11 protein-coding genes and 1 tRNA gene are annotated in these 14,918 nt (G+C 36.9%); all 12 read left to right on the top strand.

Features of this window, described 5'->3' with window-relative positions:
• The first annotated feature begins 50 nt into the window (after nt 1-50).
• Nucleotides 51-1,304, top strand: a complete 1,254-nt coding sequence (locus EOJ36_RS05750; RefSeq protein WP_127803251.1) for a metallophosphoesterase — start codon at nt 51-53, stop codon at nt 1,302-1,304.
• Between the two features lie 130 nt (nt 1,305-1,434).
• Nucleotides 1,435-1,505, top strand: a tRNA-Cys gene (locus tag EOJ36_RS05745).
• 231 nt (nt 1,506-1,736) lie between these two features.
• Nucleotides 1,737-2,939 carry a cytochrome c3 family protein gene (locus EOJ36_RS05740; RefSeq protein ID WP_127803250.1) on the top strand — a complete coding sequence of 401 codons (1,203 nt, stop codon included), beginning with the start codon at nt 1,737-1,739 and terminating at the stop codon, nt 2,937-2,939.
• A 44-nt stretch (nt 2,940-2,983) separates the two neighbouring features.
• Nucleotides 2,984-6,031, top strand: a complete 3,048-nt coding sequence (locus EOJ36_RS05735; RefSeq protein ID WP_127803248.1) for a TAT-variant-translocated molybdopterin oxidoreductase — start codon at nt 2,984-2,986, stop codon at nt 6,029-6,031.
• A 35-nt stretch (nt 6,032-6,066) separates the two neighbouring features.
• Complete coding sequence (nrfD, locus tag EOJ36_RS05730) at nt 6,067-7,464, top strand: NrfD/PsrC family molybdoenzyme membrane anchor subunit (protein WP_127803246.1); 1,398 nt, start codon at nt 6,067-6,069, stop codon at nt 7,462-7,464.
• A gap of 29 nt (nt 7,465-7,493) precedes the next feature.
• A complete protein-coding gene (locus EOJ36_RS05725; protein WP_127803244.1) occupies nt 7,494-8,012 on the top strand; it encodes a DUF3341 domain-containing protein in 519 nt (172 codons plus the stop codon).
• A gap of 34 nt (nt 8,013-8,046) precedes the next feature.
• On the top strand, nt 8,047-8,658 hold the full coding sequence (locus EOJ36_RS05720; protein WP_127803242.1) for a c-type cytochrome: 612 nt from the start codon (nt 8,047-8,049) through the stop codon (nt 8,656-8,658).
• Between the two features lie 30 nt (nt 8,659-8,688).
• Nucleotides 8,689-10,050 carry a quinol:cytochrome C oxidoreductase gene (locus EOJ36_RS05715; protein ID WP_127803241.1) on the top strand — a complete coding sequence of 454 codons (1,362 nt, stop codon included), beginning with the start codon at nt 8,689-8,691 and terminating at the stop codon, nt 10,048-10,050.
• A gap of 38 nt (nt 10,051-10,088) precedes the next feature.
• Nucleotides 10,089-11,174 carry a cytochrome c oxidase subunit II gene (locus tag EOJ36_RS05710; protein WP_127803239.1) on the top strand — a complete coding sequence of 362 codons (1,086 nt, stop codon included), beginning with the start codon at nt 10,089-10,091 and terminating at the stop codon, nt 11,172-11,174.
• 27 nt (nt 11,175-11,201) lie between these two features.
• On the top strand, nt 11,202-13,100 hold the full coding sequence (locus EOJ36_RS05705; RefSeq protein ID WP_127803237.1) for a cytochrome c oxidase subunit I: 1,899 nt from the start codon (nt 11,202-11,204) through the stop codon (nt 13,098-13,100).
• Nucleotides 13,101-13,166: 66 nt separating this feature from the next.
• Nucleotides 13,167-14,069, top strand: a complete 903-nt coding sequence (locus EOJ36_RS05700; RefSeq protein WP_127803235.1) for a COX15/CtaA family protein — start codon at nt 13,167-13,169, stop codon at nt 14,067-14,069.
• Nucleotides 14,062-14,913: a heme o synthase gene (gene cyoE, locus EOJ36_RS05695; protein ID WP_127803233.1), complete on the top strand. Its 852-nt coding sequence runs from the start codon at nt 14,062-14,064 to the stop codon at nt 14,911-14,913. Before EOJ36_RS05700 ends, cyoE begins: the two co-directional genes overlap by 8 nt.
• Nucleotides 14,914-14,918 lie beyond the last annotated feature (5 nt).

Genomic DNA, 14,918 nt, shown 5'->3' with positions numbered 1-14,918 from the left:
ACAAATTTCTCTTAAAATTAGTTTTATTTGCTAAGATTTCAATTTCGCCAATGAACAAGTTTATTTTTATTCCTTTACTTTCTATTTTATTGCTAAGCATTGATACTTATGTATATCAAGCTGTCAAATTAGCTGTACAAAATGCAAATTCAGGAATTCAAATAGCAGTAAAATCGATTTTCTGGTTTATCTCGGCTTTGATTATTTTAGGAATATTAGCCTACAATTTTTTACCCTTGAGCGTTTGGACCAACAATCTCCGTGTATTTTTTATGGGTTTGGTGATGGTATCCATTGTGTCGAAATTGTTCATGATGATTTTTTTGCTGATTGAGGACATCACTCGGGTAATCCGTTGGGGTGTTGGCAGAGGAAAACAAATGTTTATTGAGGAAAAGGCAGGACTTGCTCCAATCTCTAGAAGCGAATTTTTAGCGAAAGCTGCTTTGGCAGCAGGTACGGTTCCGGCCGTAGCCTTTACCTATGGCATTATTTCTGGTGCTCATGATTATAGATTGGAAAAAGTAAAATTAGCTATTCCAAATTTGCCCAAATCTTTTCATGGATTACGAATTGCCCAAATTTCAGATGTACACTCCGGTAGTTTCTTCAATAAAACGGCAGTTCAGGGTGGGGTGGATATGATCAAAAACGCTAAAACTGATTTGGTGTTTTTCACGGGCGATTTGGTAAACAACGAAGCCAGAGAATTTGAAGATTATTTCAATATGTTTTCACAGATCAAGGCACCTTTAGGTGTATTCAGTACCTTAGGTAATCATGATTATGGGGATTATTTCCGTTGGGCTTCACCACAGGCTAAAAAACAAAATTTAAATGACCTAATGATGGCCCATAAATTAATGGGCTGGAATTTGATGAACGATACTAATCATATATTAGAGGAGTCGGGCGACAAATTAGCCATTCTAGGAGTTCAAAATATTGGTATCGGCAAACGTTTCCCTTGGTATGGTAATATGGAAAAAGCCTATCAAGGAACAGAGGAGGCTGCAACTAAATTATTGCTTTCTCATGACCCAACCCATTGGGACGGAGAAGTAAGAAAAAAATACAAGGATGTAGATGTTGCTTTTGCTGGACATACACACGGAACGCAGTTTGGTGTAAAAGTAGGCGATTATCGTTGGTCGCCAGCACAATATGTTTACAAACAATGGGCAGGTTTGTATCAAGAAGATAATCAACAATTATATGTAAATCGGGGATTTGGATATTTGGGCTACCCAGGTAGAGTAGGTATGCCACCGGAGATAACCATTTTTGAACTTGTGAAAGGGTGAGTCTGTGAATCGGAGAATCTGTGAATGTTAAAATTTTCTTCAATTCTTCGATTCTAATATTCTCAAATTCTTTACCTGGCAAATTTGGTAAATCCCAAACAAAAGCTTATTTTTGCAATCCCAATTAAAGGGCTTTGTGGCCGAGTGGCTAGGCAGAGGTCTGCAAAACCTTGTACAGCGGTTCGAATCCGCTCGAAGCCTCACCTAATAAAAACCTTCCCGAAACGGAAGGTTTTTTTGTTTTCTTACAATCTATTCTATTACAGTCCAATTTTTCTTAGAAAAGTTCAAATTTATAAAACACTTATTTAGAAATGTTTTAAATAAGCCGCAACTTCTTAAAAATTCCTGAAAAACGATTAAAAATAAATTGCATACAAACTTTTCGATTTGTAGCTTTGCGGACTGAATTAAAATGAGATTTCTATAATTATGTTCAACAGAAAAATAACGCTTGTTACATTTCTTTTTTCTCTAGCACTATTATTTTCGAGTAATGTGGTGTTTGCACAAGATGCAGCAGAGGGAGAAACATTGTTTAAAAACAACTGTGCGGCTTGTCACAATACCAGCGATGAAGTGTTGGTAGGACCTGGTTTAAAGGGTATTTCTGAGCGCCGTCCAATCGACTGGATCATCAAGTGGGTACATAATCCACAGGCAGTAATCGGTTCCGGAGATAAGTATGCAAATGATTTGTATACGAAATTCAATAAGGCCGCTATGACTCCTTATCCTAATTTCTCAGATGATCAAATTAAAGGGATCGTTGCATATATTGATGCAGCAAATGCAGCACCTGCAGCACCAGCGGCTGGGGCAGCACCTGCAGAAGGCGCAGCAGCAGCTCCTGCACAATCTTCTGGCGGAATGATGGAAGGTTTGTTAGTTGGTTTGTTGCTTATTATGGTTTTAGTTTTGGTTGCTTTATTGTCAATTGTTAATACCTTATCTAAATTAGCATCAGGTGAAGCGCAAGACGAAACTCCATTAGCAAAGCGTATCCAAGATAACATCAAAGCAATGGCTGCAAATTCAGCAATTAAAACGGGTGTTATTGTTTTAATCTTATTATTTGGAGGTAAAGCAACTATTGATGCAGCTTACGGTGTAGGTATCCACCAAGGATATGCTCCAGAGCAACCAATTAAGTTTTCTCACAAATTGCACGCAGGACAATACCAAATCAATTGTAATTATTGCCATACGGGGGTTTATTCTGGAAAAGGGGCAAACGTTCCTTCTGCAAACATCTGTATGAACTGCCATAATGCAATCAAAAGAGAGTCTCCAGAAATTCAAAAAATCTACCGTGCAATTGAAAAAGATGAGCCAATACAATGGGTTCGTGTACACAATTTGCCAGATTTAGCATACTTCAATCACTCTCAACATACAAATGTGGGAGGTTTAGAGTGTAAGAACTGTCACGGAGATATCGACAAAATGGAAGTTGTAGAGCAACGTTCTTCTTTGACAATGGGATGGTGTATTGATTGTCACCGTGAAACTGATGTTAATTCAAAAGGAAACGCCTACTACGATAAATTAGTAGAATTACATAATAAGGATAGCAAGACTCCTTTGAAAGTGCAAAATATTGGTGGTTTAGAATGTTCTAAGTGTCACTATTAATAAATTAAAATCGATTCAAAATTATTCTGAATAAGAAAAATTATATGGAAAATTCGAACAAGAGGTATTGGAAAGGGATTGAGGAGTTAACCAATGATCCATCATTCGTAAAGAATATCCACAACGAGTTTGGTAACATGCCATCTGAAAATGATTCCAAAGGGGATTCATTAGTTGATGGAACGGGTACACATCGTCGTGATTTCTTAAAGGTGTTAGGATTTGGGGTTGCAGCTGTTTCATTGGCTGCCTGCGAAGCTCCCGTTAAAAATACCATTCCTTATTTAAACAAGCCTGAAGATGTAGAGCCAACTATCGCAAACTGGTACGCTTCTACATTTACTGACGGAGGTGAATATGCTTCTGTGTTAGTGAAAACAAGAGAAGGTCGCCCGATCAAAATTGAGGGTAATAAACTTTCTCCAGTTTCTAAAGGTGCATTGTCTGCAAGAGCTCAAGCCTCAGTTTTGAGTTTATACGATAATGAAAAATTAAAAGGACCTCAAGCAGGTGGCAAAGCTACTGATTGGGTCCAATTAGATAAGGAGTTTGTTGCTAAATTGTCGGCAATTGCTGCAAAAGGTGGTCAAATTCGTATTGTTTCGAATACAATATTATCTCCAACAACTAAGAAGGTAATTGCTGAGTTTACCGCAAAATATCCAACTACACAACATGTAGTATATGATGCAAACTCTGCATACGGCCTTTCAGTTGCTCATGGAGGTATCATTCCATCAATTGATTTCTCAAAAGCAAAAACAATTGTTTCTTTAGGTGCCGATTTCTTAGGTACTTGGGTAGCTCCAACTGAGTTTGCTGGCCAATGGGCTGAAACTCGTCGTGTGGGTTCTGGAAAAGATGGCAAGAAAGAAATGTCTCGTCACTACCAATTTGAAACAATTTTATCAAATACAGGTGCAAACGCAGATTACCGTTCTGCCTACAAGCCTTCCCAAGAAGGTTTAGTGGCTGTTGCTCTTTACAATGCCGTGGCAAAATTAACAGGTGCTGCTACTGTAGCTGGTACTTCTGTAAAAATTGATCATTTAGAAGCTGCTGCTAAAGATTTGGTTAAATCAAAAGGTGCTTCAATCGTTGTTTCTGGTTCGAATGATCCTCAAGTTCAAAAGATTGTTGCTGCAACAAATGCTTTAGTAGGTGCTTATGGTGCTACAATTAATACAGGTGTTGCTGTAAATTACCGTCAAGGTAATGACATGGCAATGTCAAATTTTATCAATGAAGTTTCTGCAGGTAAAGTTTCTGCAGTAATTTTCTACAATGCAAATCCAGTTTACAACCATCCAATGGGGGCTAAATTAGGTGCTGCATTAGCAAAAGTTGAATTAACTCTTTCTACAAATGATAGAGCAGATGAAACAGGTTCTCTTTGTCAGTACAATGCTCCAGATTCTCATTACTTAGAATCTTGGAACGATGCTGAGCCCAAAACTGGATTCTATTCTTTAGTTCAACCTACTATTTCAACTATTTTCAAAACTCGTCAGGCACAAGATTCTTTCTTGACTTGGGCTGGAAATACGACTGATTACGCAACTTATTTAGAGAGAAATTGGGAGTCGACAATCTTAAAGTCGGGATCTTTAGCATGGAAAACTGCATTACACGATGGTGTATTTGGTGGGAATGCTACTGTTTCTTCAGCTAGCCCAGCAGTTAATACTGCAGAAGCTGCTGCTGCCATTTCAAAAGCATATTCAAATGGTTCTGATTTAGAATTAGCAGTTTATGAGAAAGTTGGTTTGGGAACTGGTTCCCAGGCAAACAATCCATGGTTGCAAGAATTCCCTGAGCCAGTATCAAAAGCATGTTGGGACAATTATGCATCTATTTCGCAACCAACTGCAACTAAATTAAATTTAAAACAAGGAGATGTAGTTAAGGTTTCAGCAAATGGAACTGAAGTTAGTCTTCCAGTTTTAGTTCAACCAGGCCAAGCCAACGATACGGTAGCCATTTCTATCGGTTACGGTCGTGCGAAGGCTGGTAAATCTGCAAATGGGGTAGGTGTTAATGCTTATCCATTTATTACAGAGGTTAACGGTGCTTGTGTAGGTGCTTGTACTAAAGGTGTTTCAGTAACATCCACAGGTGAGGAGAAGGCTATCGCTCAAACTCAAACGCACAACACAGTAATGGCTCGTCAGGCAGTAGTTCAAGAAACTGTTTTAGGAGAGTTTGTTAAAAATCCAATGTCTGGTCGCTTTGTTCCTGAAGTTTTAACTTCTGAAGGAAAGAAAAAAGCTACAGATCTTTCCTTGTGGAATGGACACGATTACAACAACCACGCATGGGGAATGGTAATCGACTTAAATACTTGTACTGGATGTTCTGCTTGTGTGGTTTCATGTAATGCGGAAAACAACATCGCCGTAGTTGGTCGTCAGGAGGTAATTAATCGTCGTGAGATGCATTGGATGCGTATCGACCGTTATTATTCTTCAGATGCAGAAGTAGAAGATTTAAAAGGATTAGAAGTTGCTTCTGATAATCCAGAGGTTGTATTCCAACCTATGTTATGTCAGCACTGTAACAATGCTCCTTGTGAGACAGTTTGTCCAGTTTTAGCAACTACTCACTCATCAGAAGGATTGAACCAAATGACTTACAACCGTTGTATTGGTACTCGTTATTGTGCAAATAACTGTCCATACAAAGTTCGTCGTTTCAACTGGTTCCGTTATTTCCAAACAGATGAATACGATTTCAATTTCAACAATGACTTAGGTCGTATGGTGATTAACCCAGATGTAACAGTTCGTTCACGTGGGGTTATGGAAAAATGTTCAATGTGTGTTCAACGTATTCAGGAAGGTAAGTTAGCAGCGAAGAAAGAGAAGAGAAGACCAATTGACGGAGAAATCGAAATCGCTTGTGCTCAATCTTGCCCTACTAATGCAATCACATTTGGTGATATGAATGACCCGAAATCAGCAATTTCAGTTTTATTGGCAGAAGAGAGAGAAGGAAGAGCTTACGGAGTAATTGAAGAAATCAATGTTAAGCCAAATATTTCTTACTTAATGAAGGTGAGAAACAAGGAAGCTAAAAAACACAGTGAAGCGTAATTAATAAAAATTTAGAACTTAAAATTTAAAAATATATGTCGCACGTTGTATCACCCATAAGAGAGCACCTGGTTACCGGAGGCAAATCTTATTCAGATGTTACTCACGATATTTGTAAGCAGGTTGAGGGAGAACCAACAAAAGAGTGGAAAATTGCTTTTGCAATCTCTTGCGTAATCTTCGCTTATGGAGCGTATTGTTTGTTTTATACTTGGTGGCAAGGAATTGGTGTTTGGGGATTGAATAAAACAGTAGGTTGGGCTTGGGATATCACCAACTTCGTATGGTGGGTGGGTATTGGTCACGCCGGTACATTGATCTCTGCAGTATTGTTGTTGTTCCGTCAAAAATGGAGAACTTCTATCAACCGTTCTGCTGAAGCAATGACAATCTTTGCCGTACTTTGTGCTGCATCCTTTATCTTAGCTCACATGGGTCGTCCTTGGTTAGCTCATTGGGCTTTACCACTTCCAAATGCTTTTGGTTCATTATGGGTTAACTTTAACTCACCATTGGTTTGGGACGTATTTGCAATCTCTACTTATTTATCAGTTTCTTTATTATTCTGGTATATGGGTTTAGTGCCAGATTTGGCAACTATTCGTGATAGAGCAACCACTAAAGGAAGAAAATTCTGGTATGGTTTATTCAGTTTGGGCTGGACCGGTTCTGCAAAAACTTGGGCTCGTTATGAGTACATGTCATTGATTTTAGCAGGTATCTCTACTCCTTTAGTACTTTCTGTACACACGATTGTATCTATGGACTTTGCTACTTCAGTAATTCCAGGATGGCATACAACAATCTTCCCTCCATATTTCGTGGCAGGTGCGATTTTCTCAGGATTTGCCATGGTACAGACATTGTTATTAATCACTCGTGTTGTGTTCAAATTAGAAGATTATATCACTATTGAGCATATCGAAATGATGAATATCGTTGTAACTGTTACGGGTTCGGTAGTAGGTATTGCCTATTTAACAGAGTTCTTTATTGCTTGGTATTCTGGAGTTGAATACGAAAGTTATGCATTTATCAACCGTGCTACGGGTCCTTATTGGTGGGCATATTGGATGATGATGACTTGTAACGTAATTTCTCCACAATTGTTCTGGTTTAAGTCGATTCGTACCAACCTAATGGTTTCTTTCTTCTTATCTATCGTTGTAAACGTTGGTATGTGGTTTGAGCGTTTTGTAATTATTGTTACTTCTTTGCATAGAGATTATTTACCATCATCTTGGGCAATGTTCTCTCCGACTATGTATGATATTGGTGATTACATCTTCTCTTTCGGCTTATTCTTTACGTTATTCTTTTTATTTGCTAAGTTCTTGCCAGTTGTAAATATGGCAGAGGTTAAGTCGGTTATGAAGGGGGTTTCGTCAAATTTTCCGAAAAAAGTAGCAAAGAAAAGTAAATCAGAAGAATAAGATTTTTAGCATTCAGAAATAAAATAATTATGAGTTCTACAACTAATTATATTTTAGGAGTTTTTGATGATGAGGACGAAGTTTTACACGCTGTAAGCGAGGTAAAATCAAAGGGCATCAAAATTGATGAAGTTTATACTCCTTTTCCAATTCACGGATTGGATACGGCTATTGGGCATGAGCGTACACGTTTACCAATTGCTGCTTTTATGTTTGGTACCTTGGGTATGATATGTGCTTTATCATTAATCAGCTATACAATGGTTTTTGATTGGCCAATGATCATTGGTGGTAAAGATTTCTTTGCCCTTCCAAACTGGATACCAGTAACATTTGAAGGTACTGTATTATTTACCGCCTTTGGTTTGGTAATTACATTTTGTATTTCAAATAACTTGTTCCCTGGGAATAATGTAGAACCTCTTGATTTACGTATTACAGATGATAAATTTGTAATGGCGATCAATTTAGATAAAAATAAATTGGGTCAGGATGAAATTACAAAAGCACTGAAAAGTTCAGGTGCGATAGAAGTTAATGTTAAATAAAACCAGAACAAACGTTCTAGAGAAATATAAGACGATGTTAGTTAAAAATAGCAAAATCCTTATAGTAGCAGGTTTAGTAGCAGGAATTTTAAGTTCTTGCGGTTCGGATCCGAATGATACGGGAACTGAATTTGCGCCTAATATGTACCATTCTGTTGCGTATGAGCCAATGTCTCAAACAGAAGGAGATACAAATACTATTAACCCTCATGGAATGAACATGCGTTTACCTGTAAAAGGTACTGTTGCTAGAAACAAATTCTCGGGTCCTGATAGCTTAAAGAAAGCTTTGTTAGACCAAGATTTGATTTCTCGTGGTATTCCGCATGACAGTATTTCTTATTCAGAGGCTGCTTTAAAAAACCCTTTAGAAGCTACCCCTGAAAATATTGAGGCTGGAAAGGTACAATATGAGCGTTTTTGTCAGCATTGCCATGGTGAAACAGGTAAAGGAGATGGTTTAGCAGGAAAAGCCTATAAAGGTGTACCGGTTTATTCTTCTGATGCTTTGAAAACAATGAACGATGGACATATTTACCATGTAATAACAAATGGTAAAGGTCGTATGTGGCCACATGGTTCTCAAGTTTCTCCACAAAATAGATGGAAGATTGTACTTTATGTACACGAATTACAAAAACAATAATATTACAATTTAATTTAAAAATAGAATAAGATGGCGGGACATTCACATTTTTCCCCAGCAAACGTTGAAGAGCATTTTGAATTTACTTCAGAAGGTAAACGTCGTGTAATAATTGCTTTTATTGTTGGTTTGGTTGCAACAATCATAGGTATCTATCTTCTTTCCAAAGGAGAGTCAGGTGGTCATGAAATTGCAGCTGCTGGCCATGAAGCAGCCGGAGCAGGCCATGAAGCAGCACAAGCACATGTTTCTGGTGGTGCAGTTTCACATCAAGCAGGTGCTGAAGAGCATTATGATTGGACAAACCGTATCTGGGCAAACGTTTGGTTGAACGCTGTATTCTTTACTGGAATTGCGGTTGTTGGTATGTTTTTCGTATCCTTACAATATTTAACTAAATCTGGTTGGTCTTCAGTGATGAAACGCGTACCTGAGGCATTTCCTAAGTTTTTGTTCGTTTCTATACCAATTTTAGCTTTAGTATTTTTCTTCAAAGGAGATGTTATTTTCCATTGGATGCATCATGGTGTAACAGAAGTTGGAAACGCTAATTATGATAAAATTATTGCTGGAAAATCTGGGTACCTAAACAAAAACTTCTTCTTAATTCGTTTATTAGGTTTTGGTGCAATTTGGATTATCCTATGGAATATGCTTCGCAAAAAATCTTTAGAAGAAGATTTGATTGGTGGAACAGATTTATTCACTCAAAAAGTTAAAATTGGAACGGCATTTATCGTTGTATTTGGTGCTTCAAGTTCAATTTTTGCTTGGGATTGGGTTATGTCAATCGATACGCACTGGTTCTCAACTATGTTTGGTTGGTATATGTTTGCTTCATGGCATGTGACTACTTATGCAGTTATCGTTTTAGCAATTCTATACTTAAAGGATAAAGGCTTAATGGCTTATGTAAATGAAAACCATTTACATGATTTAGGTAAATTTATGTTTGCGTTCTCAATTTTCTGGTCTTATGTTTGGTTTGAGCAGTTCTTATTGATTTACTATGCTAATTTACCTGAAGAATCTATTTATTTCTTAGAGCGTTGGGAAGGTCATGATAAAATTTACAAGGCCTCTGAAGTTTTGATGGTTTTATTAAACTTCTTATTACCTTTCTTAGTATTAATGACTCGTGACGCGAAAAGAACTCGTATTTTCTTAAAGATTGCTGCATTTTTAATTATTGCTGGTCATTACATCGATTTCTATCAAATGATTATGCCAGGAGTTTTAGGTAAGCATGGAGGTTACGGTTTAGTAGAATTTGGAATGGTTACAGTTTTTGCTTCTGCATTTATTTACATGATTTCTGCGGAACTTACAAAGGCATCTTTGGTTGCAAAAAATCACCCGTTCTTACCAGAAGCTTTACATCACGATATTTAATATCGAATAAATTTTAAAACGATTCAAAATTTAATATTATGAATTACCTAATTGGTCTTTTGTCTATAGTATTTTTAGGATTAGCCTTTGCTGTTATTAGCAAAAGTGCAGGCCTAAGTAATAAAATTAAAGGTGGCGAAAATGATGGTACACCATTAGATTCAAGCAACAATACAAATGCAATCGGATTTATTATTTTCTGGTTGTTAGGTACAGTTGGTGGGGTTTGGTCATTTTTAGATTCTCAGCCTGATTTCTTACCAGTTGCTGCTTCTGAGCATGGTATTAAGACAGACAATATGTTCTGGATGTCAATGGCGATTGTTACTTTGGCTTTATTTGTTACCAATACTTTATTGTTTTTCTTCGCTTTTAAATATCGCAACAAGAGAGGAAATGAGGCAACATTCTATCCTGTTAATCATAAGTTAGAAATTATTTGGACAATCATTCCAGCGATTGTAATGGCTGTGTTAGTTTTTACCGGTTGGAGAACATGGAGAGAAATTACTTCTCCCGCACCTTCAGTTTCTGAAGTAATTGAAATTACAGGTCACCAATTTGGCTGGTATGTACGTTATGCTGGTAATGATGACAATGCTCTAGGCAACTCAAATTATAAGTTGATTGACGATACCAATAGCATTGGAATTGATTTAGCTGATAAAAATTCATTTGACGATTTTACAGCAACTGAAATTCACCTTCCAAAAGGGAAGCCAGTATTATTGAAAATAAAGGCACAAGATGTATTGCACTCTGTGTATTTACCTTATCAGCGTGTTAAAATGGATGCAGTGCCAGGTATGCCAACTAAGTTTTGGTTTACTCCAACCATGTCAACTGATGAAATGCGTGCTAAATTGAATAATCCAGACTTTAACTTCAAATTGAATTGTACTGAAATTTGTGGTAGAGGTCACTTCGGTATGGCAATTACTGTTTTTGTTGATGAGCCTGCTGATTATGAAAAATGGAAAAAAGAGCAAAAGCCTTTCTTAACTTTAAATCCAACTTATTTGGATAAAGTACCAGCAAATTTGAAAGCAAAAGCTGCAAAATATATTCCAGCTGAGCCAGTTGCAGTAGATAGTACTGCTACAGAAGCTGTAAGTGTTAACTAATTAGAGAATTTAGAAAAATAGAATAATATGTCAACTACACATTCAACAGTAGAAGAAATACATTCACACGGACACGATCATGACCATGATCATGACCACCACGAATTAGGATTCATCAGAAAGTATATCTTTTCTGAAGACCACAAGGTAATTGCTAAGCAGTATTTGATTACTGGTATCCTTTGGGCTTTCTTTGGAGGTGCTTTATCAATTCTTTTCCGTTTACAGTTGGGCTTCCCAGATATGAACTTGGAATGGTTAAAGCCTATTTTAGGTGGTTGGATTGATGAGTCTGGAAAATTAGATAAAGAATTTTACCTTGCTCTGGTTACAATGCACGGAACTATCATGGTATTCTTTGTATTAACTGCAGGTTTGTCAGGTACCTTCTCAAACTTCTTGATTCCTTTGCAAATTGGTGCACGTGATATGGCATCTGGATTTATCAATATGCTTTCGTATTGGTTCTTCTTTTTGTCTTCGGCCATTATGTTCTGTTCTTTATTCCTAGAGACAGGTCCTGCTTCAGGTGGTTGGGTAGTTTATCCACCTCTTTCTGCTTTACCTCAATCTATGCCAGGTTCAGGATTAGGATTAACCATGTGGTTGATTGCCATGGCGCTCTTTATTGTTTCTTCTTTAATGGGAGGTATCAATTATATCTGTACTGTAATTAACTTACGTACACGAGGAATGTATTTCTCTCGTATGCCACTTACAATTTGGGCATTCTTCTTTACTGCGGTATTAGGTTTATTATCTTTCCCGGTATTATTATCAGCTGCCTTATTATTGATTTTTGATAGAAGTTTTGGAACATCATTCTATTTGTCAGAAATTTATATTCAAGGTCAGGCTCTACCAAATATGGGTGGATCTCCAATCTTGTATCAACACTTATTCTGGTTCTTAGGTCACCCAGAGGTTTATATCGTATTATTGCCTGCATTAGGTATGACATCAGAAATTATTGCAACTAATTCACGTAAGCCTATCTTTGGTTACCGTGCGATGATTGGTTCAATGATGGGTATTACCGTTTTAGCATTTATTGTATGGGCTCACCACATGTTTGTAACAGGTATGAATCCTTTCCTAGGATCTGTATTTATGTTCCTAACGTTGATTATTGCGGTTCCTTCTGCGGTAAAGGCCTTTAACTATATTACAACTTTATGGAAAGGAAATATCATTTTCACTCCAGCTATGTTGTTCTCTATTGGTTTGGTTTCCTTGTTTATTTCTGGTGGTGTTACGGGTATTATCTTAGGTAACTCAGCTTTAGATATTAACTTACACGATACCTATTTCGTTGTAGCTCACTTCCACTTAGTAATGGGAGCTGCTTCTTTCTTTGGATTATTAGCTGGAGTTTACCACTGGTTCCCTAAAATGTTTGGTCGTGAAATGAACAAAACTTTAGGATATATTCACTTCTGGTTATCATTTGTAGGTGTTTATGCGGTATTTTTCCCAATGCACTATATCGGTATTGCAGGTTTCCCTCGTAGATATTATTCATTTACTGCTTTAGGAAACAACGCTGAAGCGGCATTTACAGATTTGAATGCATTTATTTCAATTGCAGCAATTATAACATTCAGTTCTCAAGCGATTTTCTTCTTTAACTTCTTTATCTCAATCTTTAAAGGTAAAAAAGCAAGTCAAAACCCTTGGAATTCAAATACTTTAGAGTGGACTACTCCGGTTGAGGTTGGACACGGTAACTGGCCAGGTGAAATTCCAGCAGTTTATCGTTGGCCTTATGATTACTCTAAGCCTGGTTCTGCAACTGATTTTATTCCTCAAAACGTTCCCTATTCAGCAACGCCTGAGTCGAACTTGCCTGAGGAAACAGAAGAAATTGCAATCGAAAAAGATATTGAAGGTTTATTGTCAGCACAAAATGAGGTTTACAACCGTTAATATAATCTAATTGAAAAGGTGCATCGAATAAAATTATTCAGATGCACCTTTTTTTATACCCCGAAAATGAGTTTCCGAAAATTTGGACTTCTTACATTAATCTTTGTTTACCTCTTGGTGTTAGCTGGTGGGGTGGTAAGAAGCACGGGTTCCGGAATGGGATGCCCAGATTGGCCCACTTGTTTTGGTAGAATTGTTCCACCAACAAGTGAATCTCAATTACCCTTTAATTACCAAGAGATTTATAAGGAAAAATTGCACGGCGAAGTATTGTTTAATCCCACCAAAACTTGGATTGAATATGTAAATCGTCTGTTAGGTGCGTTGACGGGATTAATTATGTTGATTTGTACTTTTCTTTCTCGAAAAGAAGGTAAAAAAACATTTTTATTTACACTTTTGGCATTACTTTTTGTAATTGGTAATGGGATTTTAGGTAAGTTGGTAGTTGATTCTTTTTTACATCCTGGTGTTGTTACCGCCCACATGGCACTAACCATTGCTGTTATATTTTTTCTTATACAGGCATTATACCATGCACAAGAAAAAGAGAATATCACTACCTATGGAAGAAGTTTAGTTTTGATCAACTTAGTTTTAATTGCCATTCAAATTTTATTAGGTACACAGGTCCGTGAAGAGATGGATCTTGTGATTAAACAAGTAGGAGAAACGGCCAAGGATCAGTGGATTGATTTACTTGGTTTAAAATATATAATCCACAGAAGTTTTACTTGGGTTATTTTAGTTACAAATTCCGTCCTTTGGTATAAATTAGACAAATCTCAGCTCTTTTTAAAGAACTATTTACGCAGTATTTTTGTTCTATTAGGTATATCTATCATATCTGGAATCGCAATGGCATATTTTGCTCTGCCTTTTGGATCACAACCCATACATTTATTGCTTTCTTTGTTGACGCTTGGGGCACACATGAAAGCTTGGACTATAACAAAAGCAAATGCTTAATTTGAAACCTTATATTGCCCTTTTGAAAACCCGATTGTCAATGACAGTTGCGTTTTCTGGTACATTTGGTTTTATATTGGCCCATCCTTCTAATCCTGATTGGATTTCAATTTTCCGAATTTCGTTGGCAGGTTTTTTATTAACTGGTGCTGCTAATATTGTCAATCAATTGAAAGAAATTGATTTTGACAAATTGATGAAAAGGACAGCAAAACGACCATTGCCTACTGAAACTTTAAGTCCGAATCAAGCTAAGATTTTTGGTTGGTTAGTTGCCGTATTAGCCTTAGGTATGTTGGCCTCTTTCAATTTAAAAACTATGGGAATAGGCTTTCTTTCCTATATTTTATATGGTTATGTTTATACTCCATTAAAACGCGTTGGTCCAATTTCCGTATTTGTTGGTGCATTTCCAGGAGCCTTTCCTCCTATGATTGGCTGGTTAGCAGCTACAAACCAATTTGGCTGGGAGCCCGGTATTTTATTCGCCATTCAATTTTTTTGGCAATTTCCACATTTTTGGGCGATTGCATGGGTGGCTGATAATGATTATAAAAAGGCAGGATTTAAAATGTTACCCAATGATGGTAAGAAGGATGTTAGAACAGCTTTCACTATCATGATTTATACCATTTTTTTGGTTCCCTTGGGTTTCGTTCCTTACCTTTTACATATTACAGGAATTAATTCAGCAATTATTGCAGTAATTGCAAGTACCTTATTTTTATGTCAAACATTTTATCTCATGATGCGTCCAACTGATAAGTCGGCAAAATGGATGATGTTTGGCTCATTTTTGTATTTACCGGTTGTACAAATCGCATTTTTACTTGATAAAGTTTAATTATA

The sequence above is a fragment of the Sandaracinomonas limnophila genome (assembly GCF_004005965.1).
Classification (GTDB): domain Bacteria; phylum Bacteroidota; class Bacteroidia; order Cytophagales; family Spirosomataceae; genus Sandaracinomonas; species Sandaracinomonas limnophila.
Note: the sequence above shows the minus strand (reverse complement) of the source record. Positions and strands in the feature narration are given on the sequence as shown.

Bases quoted from the DNA above. Each gene is read 5' to 3' on its own strand.
- EOJ36_RS05735 (WP_127803248.1), top strand. From the start codon at position 2,984: ATGGAAAATTCGAACAAGAGGTATTGGAAAGGGATTGAGGAGTTAACC.
- EOJ36_RS05705 (WP_127803237.1), top strand. From the start codon at position 11,202: ATGTCAACTACACATTCAACAGTAGAAGAAATACATTCACACGGACAC.
- cyoE (WP_127803233.1), top strand. From the start codon at position 14,062: ATGCTTAATTTGAAACCTTATATTGCCCTTTTGAAAACCCGATTGTCA.
- EOJ36_RS05740 (WP_127803250.1), top strand. From the start codon at position 1,737: ATGTTCAACAGAAAAATAACGCTTGTTACATTTCTTTTTTCTCTAGCA.
- EOJ36_RS05725 (WP_127803244.1), top strand. From the start codon at position 7,494: ATGAGTTCTACAACTAATTATATTTTAGGAGTTTTTGATGATGAGGAC.
- EOJ36_RS05750 (WP_127803251.1), top strand. From the start codon at position 51: ATGAACAAGTTTATTTTTATTCCTTTACTTTCTATTTTATTGCTAAGC.
- nrfD (WP_127803246.1), top strand. From the start codon at position 6,067: ATGTCGCACGTTGTATCACCCATAAGAGAGCACCTGGTTACCGGAGGC.
- EOJ36_RS05720 (WP_127803242.1), top strand. From the start codon at position 8,047: ATGTTAGTTAAAAATAGCAAAATCCTTATAGTAGCAGGTTTAGTAGCA.
- EOJ36_RS05700 (WP_127803235.1), top strand. From the start codon at position 13,167: ATGAGTTTCCGAAAATTTGGACTTCTTACATTAATCTTTGTTTACCTC.
- EOJ36_RS05715 (WP_127803241.1), top strand. From the start codon at position 8,689: ATGGCGGGACATTCACATTTTTCCCCAGCAAACGTTGAAGAGCATTTT.
- EOJ36_RS05710 (WP_127803239.1), top strand. From the start codon at position 10,089: ATGAATTACCTAATTGGTCTTTTGTCTATAGTATTTTTAGGATTAGCC.